Source organism: Atribacteraceae bacterium (genome assembly GCA_035477455.1).
Taxonomy (GTDB): Bacteria; Atribacterota; Atribacteria; order Atribacterales; family Atribacteraceae; genus DATIKP01.
Genome location: DATIKP010000174.1, coordinates 12,501 through 34,128, shown reverse-complemented (window position 1 = coordinate 34,128; position 21,628 = coordinate 12,501). Strand labels below are relative to the sequence as shown.

Annotated in this window: 25 protein-coding genes, 1 tRNA gene, 1 other RNA gene and 1 pseudogene (1 of these 28 running past the window's edge); 18 read left to right on the top strand and 10 right to left on the bottom strand. The window is 51.8% G+C overall.

Going from position 1 to position 21,628, the window contains the following annotated elements:
- Positions 1-7: 7 nt before the first annotated feature.
- The 4 genes from VLH40_10760 (at position 8) to VLH40_10745 (ending at position 4,165) form a co-directional block, all read left to right on the top strand.
- Entirely contained in the window at positions 8-982 is a 975-nt protein-coding gene (locus VLH40_10760) for an ABC transporter permease (GenBank protein ID HSV32475.1), read from the top strand.
- 38 nt (positions 983-1,020) lie between these two features.
- Positions 1,021-1,788 carry an ATP-binding cassette domain-containing protein gene (locus VLH40_10755; GenBank protein ID HSV32474.1) on the top strand — a complete coding sequence of 256 codons (768 nt, stop codon included), beginning with the start codon at positions 1,021-1,023 and terminating at the stop codon, positions 1,786-1,788.
- A gap of 33 nt (positions 1,789-1,821) precedes the next feature.
- On the top strand, positions 1,822-2,802 hold the full coding sequence (locus tag VLH40_10750) for an ABC transporter permease (GenBank protein ID HSV32473.1): 981 nt from the start codon (positions 1,822-1,824) through the stop codon (positions 2,800-2,802).
- 64 nt (positions 2,803-2,866) lie between these two features.
- Entirely contained in the window at positions 2,867-4,165 is a 1,299-nt protein-coding gene (locus tag VLH40_10745) for a hypothetical protein (protein ID HSV32472.1), read from the top strand.
- Between the two features lie 23 nt (positions 4,166-4,188).
- Here the strand turns inward: VLH40_10745 and VLH40_10740 are convergent, their stop codons facing one another.
- The 8 genes from VLH40_10740 to VLH40_10705 form a co-directional block, all read right to left on the bottom strand.
- A complete protein-coding gene (locus VLH40_10740; protein HSV32471.1) occupies positions 4,189-4,398 on the bottom strand; it encodes a hypothetical protein in 210 nt (69 codons plus the stop codon).
- A gap of 17 nt (positions 4,399-4,415) precedes the next feature.
- Positions 4,416-5,102, bottom strand: coding sequence for a lipid-binding SYLF domain-containing protein (locus VLH40_10735; protein ID HSV32470.1), 687 nt, complete (start codon positions 5,100-5,102; stop codon positions 4,416-4,418).
- Entirely contained in the window at positions 5,099-5,734 is a 636-nt protein-coding gene (gene rdgB / locus VLH40_10730) for an RdgB/HAM1 family non-canonical purine NTP pyrophosphatase (GenBank protein ID HSV32469.1), read from the bottom strand. The genes VLH40_10735 and rdgB overlap by 4 nt, the downstream gene beginning before the upstream one ends.
- Complete coding sequence (gene rph, locus VLH40_10725; GenBank protein HSV32468.1) at positions 5,734-6,528, bottom strand: ribonuclease PH; 795 nt, start codon at positions 6,526-6,528, stop codon at positions 5,734-5,736. Before rph ends, rdgB begins: the two co-directional genes overlap by 1 nt.
- Positions 6,512-7,144, bottom strand: coding sequence for a GerMN domain-containing protein (locus VLH40_10720; GenBank protein ID HSV32467.1), 633 nt, complete (start codon positions 7,142-7,144; stop codon positions 6,512-6,514). The genes rph and VLH40_10720 overlap by 17 nt, the downstream gene beginning before the upstream one ends.
- A 1-nt stretch (position 7,145) precedes the next feature.
- Positions 7,146-8,768, bottom strand: coding sequence for an N-acetylmuramoyl-L-alanine amidase (locus VLH40_10715; protein HSV32466.1), 1,623 nt, complete (start codon positions 8,766-8,768; stop codon positions 7,146-7,148).
- Positions 8,740-9,234, bottom strand: coding sequence for a single-stranded DNA-binding protein (locus VLH40_10710; protein ID HSV32465.1), 495 nt, complete (start codon positions 9,232-9,234; stop codon positions 8,740-8,742). Before VLH40_10710 ends, VLH40_10715 begins: the two co-directional genes overlap by 29 nt.
- 108 nt (positions 9,235-9,342) lie before the next feature.
- The gene (locus VLH40_10705; protein HSV32464.1) at positions 9,343-10,200 is read right to left on the bottom strand and encodes a carbon-nitrogen hydrolase family protein; all 858 of its coding nucleotides are present in this window, start codon (positions 10,198-10,200) and stop codon (positions 9,343-9,345) included.
- 250 nt (positions 10,201-10,450) lie between these two features.
- Here VLH40_10705 and VLH40_10700 point away from each other — a divergent pair, with 250 nt between their 5' ends.
- Positions 10,451-11,515, top strand: a complete 1,065-nt coding sequence (locus VLH40_10700; protein ID HSV32463.1) for a hypothetical protein — start codon at positions 10,451-10,453, stop codon at positions 11,513-11,515.
- 18 nt (positions 11,516-11,533) lie between these two features.
- Here VLH40_10700 and VLH40_10695 read toward each other — a convergent pair whose 3' ends face one another.
- A complete protein-coding gene (locus tag VLH40_10695; GenBank protein HSV32462.1) occupies positions 11,534-12,943 on the bottom strand; it encodes a YvcK family protein in 1,410 nt (469 codons plus the stop codon).
- Positions 12,944-13,103: 160 nt separating this feature from the next.
- On the opposite strand from VLH40_10695, the gene VLH40_10690 reads away from it, so the two are divergent.
- The 8 genes from VLH40_10690 to VLH40_10655 all read left to right on the top strand — a co-directional run bounded on the left by VLH40_10690 (position 13,104) and on the right by VLH40_10655 (position 18,279).
- Positions 13,104-14,333: an ROK family protein gene (locus tag VLH40_10690; GenBank protein ID HSV32461.1), complete on the top strand. Its 1,230-nt coding sequence runs from the start codon at positions 13,104-13,106 to the stop codon at positions 14,331-14,333.
- A 40-nt stretch (positions 14,334-14,373) separates the two neighbouring features.
- The gene (locus VLH40_10685) at positions 14,374-14,718 is read left to right on the top strand and encodes a NusG domain II-containing protein (protein HSV32460.1); all 345 of its coding nucleotides are present in this window, start codon (positions 14,374-14,376) and stop codon (positions 14,716-14,718) included.
- 80 nt (positions 14,719-14,798) lie between these two features.
- Positions 14,799-14,894: transfer RNA gene (locus VLH40_10680), tRNA-Ser, on the top strand.
- A gap of 13 nt (positions 14,895-14,907) precedes the next feature.
- Positions 14,908-15,174: signal recognition particle sRNA large type (gene ffs, locus VLH40_10675), an RNA gene on the top strand.
- A gap of 38 nt (positions 15,175-15,212) precedes the next feature.
- Positions 15,213-17,006 (top strand): DNA polymerase III subunit gamma/tau, encoded by a 1,794-nt coding sequence (dnaX, locus tag VLH40_10670; GenBank protein ID HSV32459.1) that lies wholly within the window; start codon positions 15,213-15,215, stop codon positions 17,004-17,006.
- Positions 16,966-17,268: a YbaB/EbfC family nucleoid-associated protein gene (locus tag VLH40_10665; protein HSV32458.1), complete on the top strand. Its 303-nt coding sequence runs from the start codon at positions 16,966-16,968 to the stop codon at positions 17,266-17,268. The genes dnaX and VLH40_10665 overlap by 41 nt, the downstream gene beginning before the upstream one ends.
- A 117-nt stretch (positions 17,269-17,385) precedes the next feature.
- Entirely contained in the window at positions 17,386-18,003 is a 618-nt protein-coding gene (gene recR, locus VLH40_10660; protein ID HSV32457.1) for a recombination mediator RecR, read from the top strand.
- Positions 18,004-18,114: 111 nt separating this feature from the next.
- Complete coding sequence (locus tag VLH40_10655; GenBank protein ID HSV32456.1) at positions 18,115-18,279, top strand: 2-oxoacid:acceptor oxidoreductase family protein; 165 nt, start codon at positions 18,115-18,117, stop codon at positions 18,277-18,279.
- Positions 18,280-18,283: 4 nt separating this feature from the next.
- Here VLH40_10655 and VLH40_10650 read toward each other — a convergent pair whose 3' ends face one another.
- Positions 18,284-19,045, bottom strand: coding sequence for a TspO/MBR family protein (locus VLH40_10650; protein HSV32455.1), 762 nt, complete (start codon positions 19,043-19,045; stop codon positions 18,284-18,286).
- Positions 19,046-19,184: 139 nt separating this feature from the next.
- Between VLH40_10650 and VLH40_10645 the strand changes: the two genes are divergently transcribed.
- From VLH40_10645 to VLH40_10625, 5 genes and pseudogenes are all read left to right on the top strand, one after another.
- On the top strand, positions 19,185-19,472 hold the full coding sequence (locus VLH40_10645) for a helix-turn-helix domain-containing protein (GenBank protein ID HSV32454.1): 288 nt from the start codon (positions 19,185-19,187) through the stop codon (positions 19,470-19,472).
- Positions 19,462-20,085, top strand: coding sequence for a hypothetical protein (locus VLH40_10640; protein HSV32453.1), 624 nt, complete (start codon positions 19,462-19,464; stop codon positions 20,083-20,085). Before VLH40_10645 ends, VLH40_10640 begins: the two co-directional genes overlap by 11 nt.
- A gap of 399 nt (positions 20,086-20,484) precedes the next feature.
- A pseudogene (locus VLH40_10635) lies at positions 20,485-20,925 on the top strand (2-oxoacid:acceptor oxidoreductase family protein).
- Positions 20,922-21,242 carry a 4Fe-4S dicluster domain-containing protein gene (locus tag VLH40_10630; protein HSV32452.1) on the top strand — a complete coding sequence of 107 codons (321 nt, stop codon included), beginning with the start codon at positions 20,922-20,924 and terminating at the stop codon, positions 21,240-21,242. Before VLH40_10635 ends, VLH40_10630 begins: the two are co-directional and overlap by 4 nt.
- Positions 21,235-21,628, top strand: the 5' end (the start) of a protein-coding gene (locus VLH40_10625) for a transketolase C-terminal domain-containing protein (GenBank protein HSV32451.1). Its footprint extends 788 nt past the window's final position; the window shows 394 of its 1,182 coding nt (coding positions 1-394); it begins with the start codon at positions 21,235-21,237; the stop codon falls past the right edge of the window. Before VLH40_10630 ends, VLH40_10625 begins: the two co-directional genes overlap by 8 nt.

Genomic DNA, 21,628 nt, shown 5'->3' with positions numbered 1-21,628 from the left:
CCGGAATATGAACTCCAAATCTCTGAATAAATTCCTACTCGGGCGCCCGACTGCTACCCTCATTGTCTTTATAGCCTTAGTCCTCATTTTTTCTTTGTTCACCCGCGATCACGTCTTTATTGGACAACGCAATATCGCCGCCCTGGGAAGACTCTTTCCTGATCTTGGGGTCATTACTCTGGGCGTGGGATTACTGATGATCGCCGGGGAATTCGATCTTTCCGTTGCTGCCGTGCTTCCCTTCACCTCTTATATTTTTGCCCGCTTGCTCATGGCGGGAAGCCCTCCTTTCTGGGCTTTATTGATCGCTGTTGTTACAGGGGGAGCTCTGGGTCTTTTGAATGGTTTTATTGTGGTCAAAACCAAAATGCCTTCTTTTATCGTTACTCTGGCAACGCTGATGTTCTGGCGTGGCGTGCTTTTTGTCTGGTCACGGATGATGCCCTTGAGCGTGGGGGCTTTTATCGACCGGGGGTCCTCTTTCGAATTGGCGTTGAATGGAACAGTAGGCGGCTTTTTCCCTATTCAAACGGTTTGGTTTGTCATTTTTGCTGTCATATTGGGAGTCGTCCTGCATTTTCACCGCTTCGGTAACTGGGTGTACGCTACCGGTGATAACCGGGACGCCGCCCGGGCCATGGGAATCAGAACCGACCATGTAAAAATTATTTGTTTTATTATTGTCGGTTTGCTCTGTGGGTTTTCCGGTGGACTGCAAACTGTTCGATTGGGATCTTTCGCGGCCACTCAGGGGATTGGTTTTGAGTTACGGGCGATTTCCGCCTGTGTCGTCGGCGCCCTGTCTCTCAGGGGCGGTATCGGCACAATGGGAGGCATTGTGTTGGGAACCCTCACCATCCCCATCCTGGACAATGGCTTGATCCTGATGGGGGTGCCGATATTCGGCATAACGGCGTTTATCGGTTTGGCTACCATTCTTTTTGTACTGTTAAGTTCTTACACTGAGAGAAGGTTCAGATAGCCCGGGAGGGCCAACCGGAAAGAAAAAGAGAGGTTTAAATGATGAGCGACGGGAACGGCAATTCGGACCTTCTGGTCAAGATGACCAACATTCACAAATGGTTCGGACAGGTCTACGCATTACGGGGAGTGGATTTAGAAGTCAAGCGGGGAGAGACGCTTGGACTGCTGGGTGACAACGGAGCGGGCAAGTCGACTCTCATCAAGATATTGTGCGGATACCATCAGGCCGAAAAGGGAGAAATCCACTTTGAAGGGCGAAAAGTTCGGATTCAATCCCCCCGAGAAGCTCAGAAACTGGGCATTGAAACCGTCTATCAGGACCAGGCGCTGGCGCCCAATCTGAGCATCGCCCGTAATGTTTTTATGGGCCGTGAGCCGGTAAAAAAACTCGGCATGCTCGATCGAAAAATTATGGATGAGGAGAGCATGAAAGCGCTGTCCAACCTGGGGTTACGGATATCCTCTCCGGATTTACCGGTAATAACCCTTTCTGGCGGTGGCCGGCAAGGAGTGGCCATTGCCCGAGCTCTACATTTCAAAGCAAAATTGGTGATTCTCGATGAACCTACGGTGGCTCTTTCAGTCAAAGAAGTAGGAGAGGTTCTTGAGTTCATCAAGCAATTGCAGAAGGAGAGCATTTCCGTTGTTTTCATTTCCCATAACATCTACCATGCGTATAGCATTGCCGAGCGGTTTGTAGTTATGGCTCGGGGTAAGCTCTTGAAAGTAGTGACCAAACCAGAGGTCACGCTGGATAAATTAAATGAACTGGTTATTGAAAGTGCTATCGTCGATTTGGATTGAACCTGACAAGATGGCGAAAGGAGCGCTCAGGGCGTGACCGCGAATAGTAACTTCATAAAAAAATTCCTGTGGGCTCAATCTACCGGCGTGTTGGTCATGCTGATTGTTCTGTTTATATTGTTCGGTTTTTACTCGGAATATCGTTTTTTCATGCCGGCCAACCTTCGTTCGTTACTCGCTTTCGGGGCCGAATTCAGCCTCATATTTTTGGCAGTGGGAGTGTTGATGATCGCTGGAGAGTTTGACCTGTCCATCGGATCGCTTCTGGTGTTTGCTTCCTACATTTTTATCCAGCTTTTGCAGGTGGGGATCAATCCCTTTCTCGTCTTCCTCATTATATTGGGGATATGCGCCCTTATGGGACTCCTCAATGCTTTGATCACGGTCAAGGGACAAATACCCTCTTTTGTCGCCACCCTGGGCATGATGATGTTCTGGAGGGGTTTCACTCTTCTTCTCTCCGGTGGGGCGACGGAAAGTATCGATCTTACCGGCCACCCTCTTTTTGTTTCATTTATGACCGGGTCGATAGCCGGCTTTTTCCCCGTCCAATTTATCTGGTTCGGAGCAGTCGCCTTACTGCTGGGGGTTCTATTACACTGGCAGCGTTTCGGCAACTGGATATTCGCTACCGGTGATAACCGGGACGCCGCCCGGGCCATGGGTATCAATACGGATTATGTCAAAATCATGTGTTTCGTGATGGTCGGCATCCTTTGCGCTTGCTCGGCGGGTATGCAGTTAACCCGCGTTTCAACCTTTTCTTCTCGGGTGGGTGAAGGATGGGAACTGAGGGCTGTAGCCGCTGCGGTAGTAGGAGGAACTTCACTGCGTGGCGGCATGGGGAGCATGAGTGGGATTTTTCTCGGCGCCATGACCATTATGACCATCGACAACGGACTGGTGGCCATGCGGATTCCCCACCAGTGGTCTTTTGTGGTTTTCGGTCTGGTTATTCTCTTCTCGGTGCTGGCCAGCATGTATCTCGAAAAAAAACGTTTGAGTCACCGCTGATGTTACAGTTGAGCTAAGGCCCGAGCATCTAAGCCTCCACTGGTGGAAAGGCAGGATTTCGGCTATGACTGACCAAACCGCGTTTGGGTTGAGCGTTCGCTCGCTCGATCCAGCGGATTTGACTATTACTGCGGAAGAACGGACTACGCTGCGTCGTCTGGCCGCCCGGCTGGCTGAATTGGCCGGCCGCCCCGAACAGGACGAAAAGAGAAAGCTCTGGTATGCCTTGAATGCCCTGGAGGCGGTCCGTCCGATCGTTTTTTGCGATCCGGAAAATGGCTGGAACGAGATCATCCCGGAAGAAAGCCTCGCATGCCGCGGGGAACTGGCCCGCCAGTGGGAAATGTTTCTGCGGAAAGAGATTTTCTGGGGCGGCTCGATGGGGGACGACCGGGTCGTCGAACCCTACTTCAACATCAGTTATATCTATACTGAAAGCGATTGGGGGATGCATGAGGAAAAAATCGGCGGGGACGATGGTGGCTCGTATCGCTGGGATGCCCCTCTGAAAAGCTATGATCAACTCGATCAACTCCGATTTCCGAAAATAGAGGTTGATCGGAAAAAGACCGAGGAACTCGCTGATCTGGCCAGGGACATTTTTGGAGAGTTTTTGACCGTCCGGTTGAAAGGGGTTTGGTGGTGGACCCTGGGGATGACTTGGACATTAGTCAACTTGCGGGGATTGGAGCAGTCCATGGTGGATATGTACGACAATCCGGAGGGTTTGCATCAACTGATGGCCCTTCTGCGGGACGGACATTTGAGCAAGCTCGACTTCCTGGAAGAAGGCGGTCTCTTGAGCCTTAACAGCAACGGGACCTATATCGGTTCCGGTGGGTTTGGCTACTGCCGGGAGCTCCCCCGGAGCGATTTCGCGGGTAAGGTCCGCACAAAGGATCTCTGGGGATTTTCCGAGAGCCAGGAAACCTGTTATGTATCACCGGAGCTGTTCGAGGAATATGTATTCCCATACCAGTATCCAATTCTGGAACGGTTTGGACTCAATTGTTACGGTTGTTGTGAACCATTGGACAAACGCTGGAAGGTCGTGAAACGTTTTCCCCGACTTCGCCGGATTTCCGTCTCGCCCTGGGCGGACCTCAGGCGCATGGCCGAGAATTTGGAGGATCGCTATGTCTGTTCCTTAAAGCCGAATCCGGCCGACCTTGCCCTGCCGGTTATCGATGAAGGGTATATCCGGAAATCCATTCGGGAAGCCTTGTCTGTGACCCGGGGATGCCGGGTGGAAATGATCATGAAAGATAACCATACCTTGGGGGGCAATCCAGACAATGCAGTCACCTGGTGTCGTATTGCCCGTGAAGAGGCCGAAGAATTCTGGAACAAGAGCGGCCGGTGACCCGGCGACCCGTTACAGATACCCTAAAAAATGGCTCGGGCGATCCAGACGATGGTCCCGATGAGAAGAAACAGGATGAGAATCGGGGCCAGGAGAACGGCAACGCCTGTGAACACCAGAAGCAACAGGATAACGGCGACGATGGACAGACCGACCGCCAGAAGCGCTGGGAAAAACCAGATAGCCAGGATGATCAGGAAAATCACTCCAAGCAGACTGAGTATCGATTGCATGACGAGACCTCCTTCGGTTACCGGCGTTGTCCGGTGGCCAGTTCCTCCAGAAAACGGGCCAGGTTTTGAGCGGCTGGCTCTACCGGGTGTCGACCGGTCAAAATATCCTGAGGGCTGAGATTATATCCGAAGTACCGGTGGTTTGCATCCCGGTCTTCCCGAAGTTGCGCCCCCTCCAGGCTGATGCCGATAAACAAACCCCGGGAAATCGAATATGAATAAATCGATGAGCGGAGAGCGAGATCCACTTCTGCGGAGAGGCTGCGCCCGACCGGACCGGCGGCGATGCTGACGTTACCGCCTAGTTTGATACCGTCTTCATAAAAAACCTCCATTCCCGCCTGATCCATGATCAGGAGGACTAAGCGGCTGGTTTGGATTCCCATTTGGGGGCCGTAGCTCACCCCGTAGATCCTGGCAAATGAAGGGCCGTACCAGGATTTTGTTTCGGGATCCCGGCGCATTACCAGGCCCTCTCCGTACTGGAGTCCGAGCATGATGCCCAGCCGGTAGACCCGCGGAAAAACGGCGACTCCTTCCGAATCTTCCAAAAGATTGAAGAATACCCTTCGTTCCGGGATTTGGGTCAGATCGTAAAGGACTTCGATCGCAGCGTTGATCCGGTCGACTTCCCGGGCCTGTATCCCACCACCTGGGAAAGTGATGGAAAAAAGAACAATCATGAAAAATAGACAATACTTCATGGCCGGACACTTCCCTTCAGGAGGTTTTTCAAAATAAATTCTCCCGCGCTTCGGAAGGCGACCGCCCGGTGGCTATAGGTGTTTTTGACTGAAACATCCAGTTCGGCAAAGGTTTTTTCGAAAAGGGGGAAAATAAAGACCGGATCGTAACCAAAGCCCCCTTCTCCACGCGGTGTCTCTCTGATCCATCCTTCGCAAACGCCTTCGAACAACTTCTCCCCTCCCTCCCAGGCTAAGGCAACCGCTGCCCGGAACCGGGCCGAGCGCCGTTCGGGGGGCACTCCCTCCAGAAGTGATAAAAGGAGGGTATTGTTGTCGCCCACAAAAGCAAATTTCTCTCCAAAACGGGCTGAAAAAAGACCCGGCGCACCGTCAAGTTCGTCGACTTCGAGACCGGAATCTTCACCGGCACACAGTCCTCCGGTATGGACATAGCCTTGACGGGCCTTAAGAAGGGCGTTTTCGGCATAGGTATCCCCGTTTTCATTGACTTCGTCGAAATTAGTAAGGTGGTAGGCACTGAAGGCTCGGATGCGGAACAGCTTGAGAATCTCCGAAATTTCCCGGAGTTTTCCTTGGTTCCGGGTGACGATCGGCAGGTCAAAAACCGGGTTCAGTCCCGCTTGGTCCATCAGGGCAATTCCCGTTCCAAAAGCGTTTTCTGAAGGTCGACAATGTCCTTGGTGCCTTTCTCTGCCAAAATCAGGAGGCGGTCCAACGTTTCCCGTGAAAAAGGATCTTTTTCCGCAGTACCCTGCACCTCGACAAACTGTCCCGTTCCGGAGGCTACCACGTTCATGTCTACCTGGGCGATAGAGTCCTCGTCGAAACTCAAGTCCAGTAATTCCCGTCCTCTGACGACGCCAACACTGACTGCCGCCAGGTAATCTTTGACCAGGCGTCCTCTTGCCGGCATGCCACGGTCAAGAGAGTTCCACAGGGCATCGATCAGGGCGACAAAAGAACCGGAGATGGCCAAGGTTCTGGTTCCCCCGTCAGCCTGGATGACATCGCAATCGATCAAAATGGTACGTTCTCCGAGTTCGTCCAAGTTGATGACTGAACGGAGAGAACGGCCGATCAGCCGCTGGATTTCGTGAGCCCGACCTCCGATTTTACCTCGTACTGCGTCCCGCATGTTTCGAGTCGAGGTCGCCCGCGGCAGCATCGAATACTCGGCGGAGATCCAGCCCTGGCCGCTTCCCCGCAGAAAAATAGGCACTTTTTCTTCGACTGTGGCCGAACAAACGATCCGGTTCTGGCCGGCTTCGATCAGGACTGATCCTTCAGCGTATTTGAGGTAATTCCGGCTCACGGTGATTGGGCGAATTTCGTCGAACCGGCGGCCGTCACTGCGGGCCAGTTCTACCTCGTTGTCTTTCTTCAGGAAGGAGCCGAGTTGCCGGAAACTATTGAATTTTTGCAATGATTTTTTCATCCCTTTCCAAGGGTTCCGAAATATCGATGTGTCCTCGCAGAGTGACTTCTTCTTTGCCGTCTATAAGGATTTTCACCCGATCGACTCCCGTAAGGCCGGTCAGTGTATTGACAATGCAGAAAATGCTGAGTAATTCCTGCGAGGCTCCCCCCATTTGCCCATCGATCATGTCCCGGCTTAAGTCAGTGTACACCGTTCCCCCTTCGGCGAACACCCCATTGAGGGTGACAGTCGCTGGAATGGGGTTGAAGAGGGAGGTGTCGTGGGGACCGGCCAGCAGTTCATGTATAACGTTCTCGAAGAGCTTATCCTCGTTGACCACCTCCCGGCGTTCCCCGACCAGTGCCGTAAACTGGTCATTGGCGAAATAAAGAACAACCTCGAGCATTTCCTCCTCCTCGGCCGGTGTTGGTGGGGTGGGTGTCGGGATCGTTTCGCCGGTCAAGGGTGTTAGGTTGGGTGGGGGTTCTTCTTGTTCCCGGAATACGAATTCCCCGGCATAGACCACGATAAAAAAAACCCCGATCCCGATCAGGATGTAGAGGAGGGAGGTTAAAAGGGCGGTTTTACCCCTTTTTCTCCGTTTTCGCTTCCTATTGTTCATATCAATTATCCCCGATGAATTTCTGGAGCAACGAGCTCCCTTGAAAATCCTTGATGGCTCGGACGGTTCCCTGAATAAGTTTATCATGAAATTCAGGGTTCACCAAGCGCTGAGCTTCAGCTGCGTTGGTCAGAAAACCGATTTCAAAGAGGACCGCGGGAAAGAGCATGCCTCGCAGAATAATCAGCGGTGCCTCTTTCAGACCCCGGTTCCGTTGGCCGGTCTGATCGACGATTGATTGAAGAAGCTTGTTACTGAAATGCATGCTCAGTTCGCGGCTCATTAAATAAAGACCCTGGAAGAAGCTGTCGTTGGCCGGTTGAATCGAAGACTCCTGGCCTTCGAACAGCCGGTTTTCCCGTTGGGCCACGTCCTGCGCGCCTTCCCCCCAGAACCGGCTGCTGCCCACGAACGCCTCCACTCCATGGGCCTGCGGGTTTGGGGCGGCGTTGAGATGGATGCTCAAAAAGAGAAGCGGGTGGTGGTGGTTGGCAAAGGCCGTTCGCTCGACCAGCGTGGGATAGGTATCATCGTAGCGGGTCATGAGCACCTGGAAGCCCTGTTTGATCAGTTCGTCCCGAAGCTTGAGGGAGATCTGGAGCACCACGTCCTTTTCCAAGATATTTCCGGATACCGCACCGGGATCTCTCCCCCCGTGGCCGGGATCGATAACCACCAAGCGGGTGTTCATTTCCTCATAGGGAAACGCCTCAGCGATGTTTGGCGAGGGCAATGGAATGGCTGGGGTCGGAGAAATGGCGGGCGTGGGAACGACTTCAGGACGCTCCTCGAGAATTTCCACGATCGGTTCCCGCTCGGCTTGAATCGATTCGAAAATGTCGAGAAAAATACGGGGATGGGCTCCTCCCAACACACCTTTGTCGACCCGAACCGGCGCGTTAAGCGTGATCAATGTCTCTACGCTGTCGGCGAGGCGGCGAAAATCGATTCTCTCGACCCGGTGGTCGCCGAGAGAAATGCTACCAAGCTCCTGGGCCAGCGAGCACTGGGAAAAATGAATGAAGATCTGCCGGGCGGAATTATCCACCTCGACCGTATGGTAGGGTGGGTCGCTCACGAAATCGAACGTGATCCGAGTTCGGTTTTCAATCTGGTCGGATGAGTAACGAACGTCCTGCAGAATGTTCAACCTGGTTGGCTGGGCGGCCTCGGGGGGCGTGACCGTGGGAATGGGGGTGGCTGCCGCTGGAACTCTCGATGGGCTGATCGTCACCCCAAAAAGTGTATAAAAAAGTTCGGGAGTGATAAAAATCCGCAAGTCATGAATAAAGACGTCCCTCCTCATCGGAATTTCCAAGCCGGTATCCGACAAAGCGGTTCCCTTGTCCATGGAAAGAACCCATTTGCTGCCCCGGAAAGCGAGGTGGACCTTCTGCATGATCGGGGAATAGAAAACCACTCCCCCGATAGCGCTGAACAGGGATTCGGCGTCGATATAAATCCGGCCTTCGTACTGCTGGGTGTTCACCTCTAAATCAGAGCCAATTCCTTCCACATCCACCCTCGTAGCGGCGCCGGCAGTCAGAAAGGGGGTAAGAACGATGAAGCACAACACAGTCGCGAGGACTGTCCCCCTAAAACGGTGCGACGTTATCGTTGTCATCGGGCGGAATATCCTCCAGGTTTCCAAGTGCGTTGTCGTGATCACCGCCGTTTTGGAAAGTGAACGGCTCGACATCCACGCCGGAACCGCGTCCTTCGGACACGACGGTATTTCGTTCTCCTGTGCCCTGCCGAGGGGGGCTTAGGAACTGGACATTGGCTGCATTGATTTCGTAAGAGGTCCGGCGGTTGCCTTCCCGGTCCTCCCAAGGGTTGGACCTGAGTTCTCCGACGACGGCGACCTGTCTTCCCTTTTGGAGAAAGCGGGCACAGTTTTCCCCCAGTTTTGACCAGGCGGTTACGGTAATAAAGGTCGTTTCATCGACCATCCCGTTTTTCCCCTGATATTGACGGCCCATGGCCAGCGTGAATTTACACACCGCGGTTCCCTGGGGAGTATACCGCAGGTCCGGATCGCGGGCCAGGCGTCCGATGCCAAAAAAATAGTTCATATCTCCACGCGCCATATTGCGTCCCTCCAGTGTCAAAGATGGTAGGCTCTATCAACGCATCTTTCTGAGTTCTACTTTTTTCTTTCTCCCATAGTGTAACACAATCGCCTCATTCATCAAAAATCACGGCCACGGCGTATAGTTTTCCATCTCCGGTTTCAACGCATAGAGATCCGGACGCCGGTGCCGGAGAAGGGGCAGAGAATTTCTGGTCCGGGTCAGTTCATCCAGGTCGATTTCCTGTACCAGGTATCCCTCCTGTTTGCCCAATTCACCCAGCACTCTGCCCATGGGATCAACGACTAGGCTGTGTCCATACGCCTGGTAAGAGTTGCCGGGGTTTGTTGCCGGAGAGGCCCCGAAAATGAAAACCTGGTTATCCACCGCACGGGTCCGGAAGAGGATGTTCCAGTGTTGCGAGCCGGTTACGCGATTGAAGGCAGCCGGTACAGCGATCATTCCCGCTCCGCGCAGAGCGTACCAACGGCTGAGTTCGGGGAATCGTAAATCGTAACAGATGAGAACACCAAGCCTTCCCCAGGGCGTGTTGATCAGGGTCGGTGTATTGCCAGGCTGGATAACGGTTGATTCCCGAAAACTCAATGAATGGAAGTTCACGTCGAACAAGTGAATTTTCCGGTGTACTCCCTGGAGTTTTCCAGCGGTATCGTAGATAAAGGACGAATTGTAAATCCGGTTTCCCTCTCTTTCGGGGAGCGACCCTCCCACGATCCAAGCACCGGTGTTGCGAGCCAACTCCGCCAGGAACCGGTAGCATTCTCCGTCGGGAAACGCTTCAGCGTTTTTGGAAAAAGCGGCTGGTTCATAGGGACAAGCAAACATCTCCGGAAGAACGATCAATTCCGCCCCTTCCCCAGCGGCCGCTCGGGCCAACTGGTCGGTTCTCCGGAGATTATCCGCTTTATCCACTCCGGTCAAGACCTGGATAATGCCGATTCGGAGAAGTTTTGGAGGCTCCATAACCACTTCCTCGTGTTCTGGTTTGTAGGGAACCCTTCTTCACCAGTGTGTATCCGGGATCATGCTTGAGTCACTCGCTTGCCGGATATTCTCCATATACCCGATTTGCGGGGGGAAAGTCAATGGAAAATATGCGAAAAATTTGCCGAGATGAAATATAATACGTAGGGCATTGTTCCTCCACCCGTTTAGGCCGGAATCCGGGAAGCGCGGGAAGCGATAATGCTGAATTTTCGTGGGAGAATCATTGATGAACCGTTATCTCCTGATCCCTGATGGTGAATTTGAAATCCAGGCAGCTCTGGCTGTCCGTGAAATGCTGAAAAGGCATGAGTCACGGGCGAAAATTTATTTTTTCAATCCCGACAAGTTGGGATATTTTCGGGATCGGGGCTACCCTGAGCTAAAGATTCTTCATCCGATCCCCCAGGTATTGAAGCGGTTTCCGTTCCTTGCCCGACTGTGTATTTTCAGGCAGGTTTTACGAAAACGTAGCGGATTTCGGGAACACATCGTGGTGTTTCAGGAACGGCCCACCCTCTTGCCCTGGATATTCCTTTTTTCCGGGAAAAAACCGATTCTGATCAACACCATTCGAACCCTCGATTGGCGATACACGACCATGGAATCCCTGTTCCTTCGATGGTTTTCAAAGACCGTTCTGGTCAACGACCGGACTCTCTGTCTGGCCTTGCGCCGGAGGAATGTTCCCGCCTATTTTATCGGCAATCTTCCAGCGGACATCCTGAAGCCGCTGGACCTTGTCTTTTTAACTGGAAAAAAAACCGCCTATACCCTGGTTCCCCGACAGACATCTTTTCTGAACGACTTGATCCGCCTGCTCGAGCTGGCCCGTCAGATCGACAAAAAAGAAAACAGCTACTATCTGTTAGCGCTTCCCGAAGGGATCAGGGAGGCTACCTTTATCCAGGAAGCGTCGAAAAAGGGCTGGATTTTTCAAAAAAGCCTGGAAGGTGATATCATCATGGGCTATTTGAGGCAGGGACAGGTTTACACGAATCTGACCCACTTTATCGGTGAAGCGATCATTCAAGCGGAGCGGGTAGTCAGCACCGATGCCTTACGTATCCTCCAGGCAGTGGGATGGGGAAAAAGGGTCGTATTTTTGACCCAGGAAGACACGGCCGAAATTGAATCCCAGCTTGAGAACCTATCTTATTTTCTGGAAATGAACCGAACCCTTCAAAACCGCTACGGCAAGAGGGGAGCTATCCATAGAATCGCGGCGTACCTGCTCCGGGGAGTGGTCGAAGACGACCAGATGCATTTCGTTCAGAAGAGTCAGGACCAGTAGCCGGGAATCGTATGCCGGCTAACGTAAGCGGCTGGTTTTCCGCCTCTCCTTGATCCCACTGACCAGATCCAGCAAGCTGATTCTTTTGAACCGTTCTTCGGTGTACAAGGCAAAAAAGAATCCCCAGGCGGGCTTTTCTTCGAGAAGAATATGCATGATCGCCCGGGCCAGTTTTTCTGAATCGTGCCGGGTAGGTTGCTCGGAAGCCAGGAGCGGAGCGGTGATGACCCGGGTTGAGGAGGCAACGTTCAGATTACCCATGCATATCGGTTCCACTCCACGTTCCCGCAGTGCGGACACCTCCTCCGGAGAGGGTTCTTGGTTATTGATCAGGACATGGTTCAGGCGTTCCTGCGGGATAAAGCGAAACAGGGCGTCCAAGTGATCGGCCGGGGAAAAATGATCCGTTTCCCCGGGTTGCGTGGTCACGTTCAGGACGTATATCAGTGGGGCGCGAGACTTTACAATGGCATCCCGCACTTCCTGTACAGCGAGATTACACAGGACGCTGGTAAATAAACTCCCCGGGCCCAGGACGATCAGGTCCGCTTCTTGAATGGCGCGGAGAACATCAGGAGTGGTAAGCACCGGCGTCGGTTCGAGGAAGAGATTTTTGATTTTTTTAAAGCAATGGCCAATGTTCGACTCTCCGCTTACCAATGTCCCGTCCTCGCATTCGGCCTGGAGGGTGACGTTTTGCAGGGTAGTGGGGAGAACCCGCCCCTTGACAGCCAGCACCTTGCTGGACTCTACGATAGCCTTTTGAAAGTCTCCGGTGACCTGGGTGAGTGCCGTGATGAACAGATTCCCGAAATTATGTCCCTTCAATTCATTCTCGTTATCAAAACGGTGTTGAAACAACTGTCTCATCAGAGGTTCGGTATCAGCCAGCGCAATCAGACAGTTTCGGATGTCTCCCGGGGGGAGAATGCCCAGATCCTTGCGTAAGCGACCGGAGCTGCCCCCGTCATCAAAAACGGTGACCACTGCGGTGGTATTGGAAGTGAATTTTTTGATCCCATGGAGCAGAGTGTGAAGCCCGTGTCCACCGCCCACCGCGAGGATATTCGGTCCCTTCTCCAACTGCCGTTTTTTGAAAATGATCGAGGCGACGTCCGACTCTAGAGCGGGAACTACCCCATCGATGACCGAACGATTCATTTTCTGAAGTCCGATGACAATCAGACTCACCCCGCCGATCAGCCAGAGCAATCCAAAAGCCACGGCGGTCCAGTAGTCTTTGACCACATGGAAAACGAAACGGTTCCAAGTGACATAAATACTCCGGAAATAAGGGGTGTAGAGGATGAGACTCACCCCGATGGAAATCAGGATCACCCCCAGTATGGCCAGGAGAAGCCAGCGCTTGACCTGCATGCCCGGATAGAGCCATCTCATCGATTTACGGAACTGTGTTTCCTTCGGCACAACTCTCCTCCTTTCTGACCCTTGCGCCTATTGTAGCGCAAATTTATCGATTCGAACATCCTCGGCTGACCAGCACCAGACTATAAAAAATAGCTCTTCTTCTGAACTTGGGTAAAATAATATATAATTAAAATTATTAATAAAAAGAAGGGGTTTTACTATGAGTGGAAACCGTCGGCGCATTGGAGATAATCTGACCGACGTCAAGATCAAGAATCGGTCTCTGGTTCTCCGTTTGGTGAAAAAAAGAAGGCTATTGGCCAGAATTGAACTGGCAAGAATAACCGGCCTGACCCAGCCCACCATCACCAACATCGCCAATGAACTGATTGCTTCCCGGCTTCTTTTGGAGGTCGGCACTTCCGATACGCGTTCCGGCCGGAAGCCAATCCTGCTTTCATTCAACGACAAGGCGTTTTACGTCATTGCCATCAGTTTTACCCGGCGGGGGTTTTCCGTGGCCCTAACCGACCTGCAGCCGACCATTCTCTACCGGAGGGATTCGTCTTACAGTATCCTCGATAATACCGAAATAGCACTTCTCGAACTCCAGAAGGAATTTATTCACGTTCTCGAATATGCAACCCACTCTCTTCGTTTGATTCTGGGTATCGGCGTTTCGAGCCCCGGCCCGGTCGATCCGGATACCTGTACCATTCTGTCTCATCCCACCTATTTGAATCACCGGAATCTGGATCTGCGTTCTTACCTTCGGGAATATGATTTACCGCTGTTCATGATGAATGACGCCGATGCCGCCTGCCTTCACGAAACCTGGAATGGAGAAGGAAAAGAATGCCGGAACCTGGTCTTTTTTATGGTCGGGGAAAATGTCGGCGGAGGAGTCGTCATCGATGGGAAGCTCTATGATGGGAAAAAACACAAAGCTGCTGAAGTCGGACATCTCTGCGTCAACCTTTTCGGTCCCCGCTGTGTCTGTGGCAACCGGGGTTGTCTCGAAATGTATTGCGGCGTGCCGAGCATCCTGGAGAAAGCCCGGGAAGCGGCCTGGTTCGGAAAAAGCTCCTTTTTGAAAAGCTTTTTGTCCGGGAGCTCCGATTTACAGTTCAGCCAGTTGGTGGAGGGGGGAAAACAGGGTGATAAGATTTGCTTGAACCTTTTGGATCAACTCGGTCAACATGTCGGAGCGGGAGTGGTCAACCTAATCAATCTCTATGGTCCGGAAAAAGTGGTGATTGGAGGCGAACTGGTTCTGGCCAGGTCCTTCATCGAGAAATCAGTGGAACGGATCATTCGGGAACGGACTTTTTACAGGGATTATGCCTCCCCCGAAATCAGCTTTTCCCGGTGGGGAATAGATACGGCTTTGCTCGGGTCGGCGTCGATCATCCTCGATCACTTCATTGCCGGGGAACTGGGCCGTTTTTAATATAGGAAAGGGAGACTTAGAAGGGAGGCTGAACGAACCCATGTACTTGTTTCGCAAGGGAGACTGGTTTTCGATCTTGGCTCTGGCTGCGGTCGCCGCTCTCTTGGTGTTTTTTAGTTTTGCACCCTTGAAAGACCGGGGATTCACGCTGACTATCGAACGAAGCGGTGGGATTGAAAAATACCAGGTGTTCCCTGATGAAAATCGGACTTTCGAAGTGGAGGGACCGTTAGGGACGACTTTGGTGCGCATTCAGGATGGGATGGCCTGGATTGCCTATTCCCCGTGCCCGGACAAACTTTGCCTGGCGGCGGGGATGATTCCTGAAAACACCACAATCATCGTTTGTGAAGCGAATTCGGTCGTTTTACGAGCTGGGGAATAGAAAGCTGGTTGTCTTTTATGACATCCTTCTTTATAATGAAGGGATACCGAATTGTTTTATGGGCATTGGTTAAACGGTTTGGAGAGGTGGCTGAGTTTGGTCGAAGGCGCCCGCCTGGAGAGCGGGTAGGCAGGAGATTCCCTGTCTCGTGGGTTCGAATCCCACCCTCTCCGCCAGATTTGCCCCTAATCGTGCTAGATGGGGAGTTAGCGGTGCCCTGTACCTGCAATCCGCTAAAGCAGGGTCGAATTCCGGAATGAGGTCCTTCTTTTCCGGTTACGGACAGGTTCCGCGGCGTCGATGATCGGGTCTCGCGCAACGAATCCCCGCCAACCCCGCCAGGCCCGGAAGGGAGCAACGGTAAGTGGGGCTCTTCGGGTGCCGCGAGGGCACCTGGTCGGAGCTGGTTGGCCTGTTAGCGGCCGGGGACAGCAGTGATCGAGTGACGGTGCACGATTAGGGGCAATTTTTCGCCGAGAACCGGAGTGTTTATTGTGCATCGAATTGAACGATCATGCGACAGCGGGACAGCTCCCGCTTCTTATCAGTCAATGTACAGGAAGTGGAGACCCCGTTCCTTTCAGGCTTTGGTTGGACAGGATATTCCGGTAACCATCCTGGTCAATTCCCTGACAGAAAACCGGATCAGTCACGCGTATCTTTTTTGTGGACCCCGCGGAATCGGAAAGACCACAACGGCCCGCATTCTGGCTATGTCCCTCAATTGCCCTCAGATAAACGGGGTGGAACCCTGTGGGGCTTGTGAAACCTGCCGATCAATCCAGGGGGGATCATCGCTGGATGTTGTGGAGATCGACGCGGCCTCCCATCGGGGGATCGACGAGATCCGCGATCTCCGCGAAAAAGTCAAATATATGCCTCTGCGCAGCCGCTATAAAGTATACATCATCGATGAAGTGCACATGCTCACTAACGAGGCGTTCAATGCACTCCTGAAAACCCTGGAGGAACCTCCCGCACATGTCGTGTTCGTTCTGGTGACCACGGAACCCCAGCGCCTGCCGGATACCATCGTTTCCCGGTGTTCCCGAATCAATTTCAACAAAATAGACCTCGACGATACGGTCGGTCAACTCCGGCTGATTGCTCAAACCGAAGGCCTGTCCGTCGATGACGAAATCCTGTTTCTGATAGCCCGGAAGGCCGACGGCGCCTTGCGGGATGCGGAGAGTTTTCTGGAACAGATTGCCGCCTGGGGTGGGCCAATTGACTTTGCGACGGCCAGTCGTATCTTGCGGGAGGTCGATCCGGAAAACCTGGATGAATTGTTTTTTAGTCTTTCGGCCGGGAAACCCGGCGAGGCGATTATCGCAATCAACCAATGGCTTCGAAACGGCTTAACTCCGGAAGAGTTGGGCCGGAGCCTGCTCGATTATTTTCGGACTCTCCTTGTTGCTGCCCTGATCGACGAGAGGCGCCTTGCCGGCATCAGCGAACGTCGCTGGGCAACCGTTCACTCCCTGATCGACGGCTTTAGCGTACCGACGCTTAAAAACGTTTTGAGTGCCATTCAGAAGACTATGGTAGATATGCGTCGTTCATTACAACCTCAAGTGTTGCTTGAATTAGCAATTTTTGATATAATAAAGGTTCTGGGAGTCGACATCCAGTGCCCATCTTCTTTCCCAACCGGTCAGCGTGGTTGCCAACTACAGGAGTTACCGGCCAAGACTGACAGCGAGCAGAATCTCCTTCTGGAAAACGTGAATCAAGCCAAGAAACCGGAAGAATCCGTTTCCGGTACAGGACAGATGGCTGAGCGACTGCCGGAAGATTGGTGGCTCGAGGTTCTTGCGGAAATCAAGAAAAAACGAATATCCCTTTATGCCTTTTTACAGGAAGCGGTTCTCAGGGAAAACGAGTCTTCAGCCGTCACGCTTGCTTTTCGAACGGATTGCCGCTTTCACAAGGAGAGCGTCGAGAGAAAAGAAAATTACCGTCTTCTGACCGATGTCCTGGAACAGATCAAGGGTGGGATCTGTCGAGTCGAATGCCTGATCGATCCGGAGTTGCCGGTTCGCTCTGCTGTCCTGCCGATTGGGGAAAGCGCTAGTCCCCGGGGATTCGGGGGAGAGCCACCACTCTTTTCGTTGGCTGGGGGGCAGGTGAACTCCGGTGAGAGAGCTCGTACTCTTCTTCAGGAAACCACTGATCTCTTTGCCGGCGTGGTGGTGCACTATATTTCTGTTGATGATCACTCGAAAGGAGGATGGGGGGACGCAGAATATGAAAAACCTGATGAGAGAAGCCCAGAAAATGCAGGCTAAAATCGCAAAAATGCAGGAAGCGCTGAAGGAAATAACCTGCGAAGTGCATAGCGGTGGAGGCATGGTGAAAGTTGTCGTTAACGGGCAACAGGAAATACTTTCGCTGATCATTGAGCCGGAACTGTGGGAGGAAAATGACCGGGAAATGCTCCAGGATCTGGTTCTTGTCGCCGTAAACGAGGCGCTGAGACGGTCCCGGGAGATATCACAGGAAGAAATGTCAAAAATCACCGGGGGATTCAATCTGCCGGGCATACTCTAATCCGGCGTTAAGATTTTGAGGGTTGGCCATTTTCCCGATTTTTTTACCCTTATTCTTTTAGTGCAAGGCATATGATGCAAAATAGACTTGTGTGGGTTCATGAGAGGTGAAGGCTGTTTGGTTGATTCATATCCTGATGCGTTGAAAAGACTGGTATCCGCTTTGTCCCGTCTGCCGGGTGTTGGGCCGAAAACGGCCCAACGTTTGGCTTTTTTCCTGATCAAATCTTCTCCTTCCGAGGTAGAAGAGCTCGTTGATTCTCTCCGGGACATTTCAATGAAAGTCCATCTTTGTGAAATTTGCGGATATTATACCGACGAGACACGCTGTGCCATTTGCCGAGACTCAACCCGCGACAAAACCGTGATCTGTGTCGTGGAGAAGCCACAGGATGTTCTGGTAATAGAAAAAACCGGGTACCGGGGGGTCTACCACGTTCTGCAGGGAGCCATTTCTCCACTCTCGGGCGTGAGCCCCGAAGACCTGACTATCGACCGCCTGCTCGCCCGGCTGCATGGAGATAACCGGCAATTTGTGCAGGAGGTTATCCTGGCGACCAATCCTTCACTCGATGGGGAGGCCACAGCCTTGTTTATTGCCCGGAAACTCAAACCTCTCTCCATCCGCACAACCCTGATCGCCCGGGGTCTTCCCCTGGGGGGCGACCTCGAATTCACCGACGAAATCACTCTCTCTCAGGCACTGGAAGGTCGTCGGGAAATTGTCACCGTTTAAGCGCCGGTTTCTCGCTTTTTTACGAAACGGCTCCTCCAGTAGGAAGCCAGGCGAGAAGATTGATCGGAAAGAATACTGAGTAAAAAAATGGATCAGATGGGAGGAAGTGTTTTGAATCAATCCCTGGAAATCAGATGGCATGGCCGGGGAGGCCAGGGGGTGGTGACCGCTTCCCGAATTTTGGCTGATGCTTTGCTTGCGGAAGGAAAGCATTTCCAGGCCTTTCCGGAATACTTTTTTTATTGGCAAAAGAAAACCAGAAGAACAATAAAATAAAGTTTTATTTATCCTTTTTCTTAATGCTTATAAATAAAATTATCCCTGCAAATACCAACAGACATAGAGCTACAGTCCAAATTATATCTGGATACTTTCCAGCAAAGCCCGATATCGAAAGATGCTTGGCAAGAATAGCGCTATACGCCCAAACAAGAACGAGTCCATAAGGGAAAAAGCGGTCGCGAAACATACGCCACGAGCCGATAATCATTCCAACCAATAGCACTAAGACTGTCCAAAAACTTTCTGGAAGGCCAAACCCATTCCATCCAAGATAAACAAGGAAAACGGTAATATTGGCAATCGTAGCCACCGTAATCCAGCCAAAATAAATACTGAAAGGCAAACGCACAAGCCAGGTCTCTTTTGGAGTAATAGCGCGTTTATGGAAAATATCGGCAATTTTTATAAGAGTAATCAACAACCCGAGCATAATGATGACCGAGAGCCAGATTAAATCGTAGTGCCAAGCAAATATCCAGGAAGCATTAAGGAGCGCGTTTACGATGAATATGCGATTGACTTTTGCCACCAATTCATCTTTTTTATGCCACAACTGATAAACGACATATATTCCTAAAAGGGCATAAATTAAACCCCAGATGGAAAACGCATAGCCAGCTGGCGCAAAAAGGTTTTGGTAATTGTCGGATATTTGTCCAGTGCTTCTACCGCCGAGCGGAAGCAAAACAGCCAGATAGTTTACTCCGACCATTATGACATAAGCTACTAATGTTGATATTTTTAAAATTTTTGTGTTCATAAGTGTTTATTTTATCATCAGTCGTGTTTTTTAGCAAATTCGGAATGACTAAGTGCTCCTATCCTTAAATACGATGACGTATAATATGTTGCTTCTGTAGTGCATAATATGGTATGATGACATAAAGGAGGTGGTCATCATGCCGAGAAAGAGCCCTTATGCGATACATTTGTCCCAGTATGAACGGGACGTGCTCGAAACTGCAGCAAGAAAACATACGTCACCGTATAAGGACGTGATCAGGGCGAAAATTGTTTTAATGGCAGACCAGGGTCTCGATAATGACGAAATCGCCGGTCGTCTTGATACACCTCGTCAAATCGTGAGCAAATGGCGCAAACGGTTTTACGAGGAAGGCCAACAAGGCCTTCAGGATCTGCCGCGTGGGGGTCGCCCAGGTTATTTTTCCCCCGGCGGTGATAGTTGAAATTAAAGCCCTTGCTTGTGAATTGCCGCGTGAACTGGGGATACCGTTATCCCGATTATCGTTAGCCGAACTGCGGAGCGAGGCTATTAGTCGGGGCATTGTAGCCCAGGTAGGTGGCGCCACCCTTTGGCGCTGGTTGGCCGAAGATGCCATTAAGCCTTGGCGGTACCGGAGCTGGATCTTTCCCAGGGACCCTGACTTTACGGAAAAAACAAACCGCGTATTAAGTCTTTATGAAGGTTTCTGGGATGGCCGGGCACTTGGCTCTAAGGAATTCGTTGTGTCAGCCGATGAAAAGACCAGCATTCAGGTTCGGCAACGTAAACGACCAACAAAAGCACCAAAGCCGCATCAACAGATGCTTGTGGAGCATGAGTACGAACGAAAAGGCGCATGGGCGTATTTGGCAGCCTGGGATGTACAACGGGCAAAGGTTTTCGGCCGATGCGAACTACATAGCGGAATAGCGCCTTTTGATCGACTGGTGGAGCAGGTGATGTCTCAAGAGCCATATAATTCAGCTAACCGGGTATTTTGGATTGTCGACAATGGTTCGTCTCATCGTGGTGATATTGCCTGTGGCAGGCTTAAAAAAACAATGGCCGACAATTGAGCTGATACACCTTCCGGTTCACGCCAGTTGGCTAAACCAAATCGAGATATATTTTTCTGTTGTCCAGCGAAAAGTGCTTACACCTAATGACTTCACCTCTCTTTCTGAGGTTGAGGAAAGGTTATTGGGTTTTCAGGAACGGTATCAGGAAGTCGCTCGGCCCTTTGAGTGGAAATTTACCCGGGCAGACTTATCAAGATTGCTTAACAAATTGAATCAAAAAGTAGAACCTGATAAAATATTGGTTAGCGCTTAAATACGTCATCGTAATTATGGTTTAGAGCACTAAGGCTTAGTAATGATATTTGTTTTAATTTTGACCAGATCCAGTAGTAGGATAAATATAAAAAAATTCAATTTACATTTAAAATCAGCTACAATCCCTAATACGGACCGGAGAGAATGGGTGCTCCGATCAAGGCGTTCAACCGGGTGAGCGATCAGCCGATCCGAAACCATTGCGGGGCGGTATATCCAAAAATCGTTATAGTCGTGGATCCGACCCTTTTGGGTAAAGTCAACGTGCTGGAAGGATTGGGTGACGATGGGACCCTGGTTGTCAACTACGAGGGGAATCCCGCTCAATTGCGGGAGTTACTTGGATTCACCATTGGGCGGGTGGTGACCCTCAACGCTTCACAAATTTCCCGTGAAATTCTGGGCCGGGTGATGGTCAATACTCCAATGCTCGGGGGGCTGTGCCGGATTTTTGACCAGGTCTCCATGGAATCAATATTGGAAGGGGTCAAGGCCCAATTTGGTACAAAACTCCGGCCCGAGATCATTGAGATGAATATAGCTTGCCTGAAAAGAGCCTATGAGGAGACACAGATAGGATGAGAAGCCTGAAATCCGCGAAGGAACTGGTACCCGGCGGCCTGGTCGTCGAAGCGGGAAACGCCCGGGACTACGAGACCGGAGACTGGCGCACGGAAAAGCCCGAGGTTGACTTCGGGAAATGCATCCATTGTTTTTTTTGCTGGGCCTATTGTCCGGACGCAAGTGTCAACGTCGATCCGGAGGCGGGAAAAATGAAAGGCTTTGATCTCAGGCACTGCAAGGGTTGTGGGATCTGTGCCGGAGTCTGTCCCAAGAAAGCAATCACGATGGTTCTCGAGCAAAGATCAGCGACGAAGGCTAGGGATGATCATGGCTAAGATATTGAGCCTGAGTGGCAACGCGGCAGTCGCCCACGCCATGCGACAGATCAACCCCGCCGTGGTGGCGGCTTATCCGATTACGCCCCAGACTGCTTGCGTGGAGCAGTTCGCGGAGTTCGTGGCGGAAGGAGAGGTGGACACGGAATTCGTCACTGTGGAAAGCGAACATAGTGCCATGAGCGCCTGCGTGGGAGCCGCCGCCGCCGGCGGGAGGGTCATGACCGCTACATCAGCCAACGGCCTGGCTCTCATGTGGGAGATTATCTATATCGCAGCCAGCATGCGTCTTCCCATCGTCATGATGGTGGCCAACCGGGCTTTGTCCGGGAATATCAACATCCATTGCGATCATTCCGACACGATGGGCGCTCGGGATGCGGGAT

Coding starts and splice junctions, on each gene's coding strand:
- VLH40_10760 (HSV32475.1), top strand. CDS start 8: ATGAACTCCAAATCTCTGAATAAATTCCTACTCGGGCGCCCGACTGCT.
- VLH40_10755 (HSV32474.1), top strand. CDS start 1,021: ATGATGAGCGACGGGAACGGCAATTCGGACCTTCTGGTCAAGATGACC.
- VLH40_10745 (HSV32472.1), top strand. CDS start 2,867: ATGACTGACCAAACCGCGTTTGGGTTGAGCGTTCGCTCGCTCGATCCA.
- VLH40_10740 (HSV32471.1), bottom strand. CDS start 4,398: ATGCAATCGATACTCAGTCTGCTTGGAGTGATTTTCCTGATCATCCTG.
- VLH40_10735 (HSV32470.1), bottom strand. CDS start 5,102: ATGAAGTATTGTCTATTTTTCATGATTGTTCTTTTTTCCATCACTTTC.
- rdgB (HSV32469.1), bottom strand. CDS start 5,734: ATGGACCAAGCGGGACTGAACCCGGTTTTTGACCTGCCGATCGTCACC.
- VLH40_10720 (HSV32467.1), bottom strand. CDS start 7,144: ATGAACAATAGGAAGCGAAAACGGAGAAAAAGGGGTAAAACCGCCCTT.
- VLH40_10715 (HSV32466.1), bottom strand. CDS start 8,768: ATGACAACGATAACGTCGCACCGTTTTAGGGGGACAGTCCTCGCGACT.
- VLH40_10710 (HSV32465.1), bottom strand. CDS start 9,234: ATGGCGCGTGGAGATATGAACTATTTTTTTGGCATCGGACGCCTGGCC.
- VLH40_10705 (HSV32464.1), bottom strand. CDS start 10,200: ATGGAGCCTCCAAAACTTCTCCGAATCGGCATTATCCAGGTCTTGACC.
- VLH40_10700 (HSV32463.1), top strand. CDS start 10,451: ATGAACCGTTATCTCCTGATCCCTGATGGTGAATTTGAAATCCAGGCA.
- VLH40_10690 (HSV32461.1), top strand. CDS start 13,104: ATGAGTGGAAACCGTCGGCGCATTGGAGATAATCTGACCGACGTCAAG.
- VLH40_10685 (HSV32460.1), top strand. CDS start 14,374: ATGTACTTGTTTCGCAAGGGAGACTGGTTTTCGATCTTGGCTCTGGCT.
- VLH40_10665 (HSV32458.1), top strand. CDS start 16,966: ATGAAAAACCTGATGAGAGAAGCCCAGAAAATGCAGGCTAAAATCGCA.
- VLH40_10650 (HSV32455.1), bottom strand. CDS start 19,045: ATGAACACAAAAATTTTAAAAATATCAACATTAGTAGCTTATGTCATA.
- VLH40_10645 (HSV32454.1), top strand. CDS start 19,185: ATGCCGAGAAAGAGCCCTTATGCGATACATTTGTCCCAGTATGAACGG.
- VLH40_10630 (HSV32452.1), top strand. CDS start 20,922: ATGAGAAGCCTGAAATCCGCGAAGGAACTGGTACCCGGCGGCCTGGTC.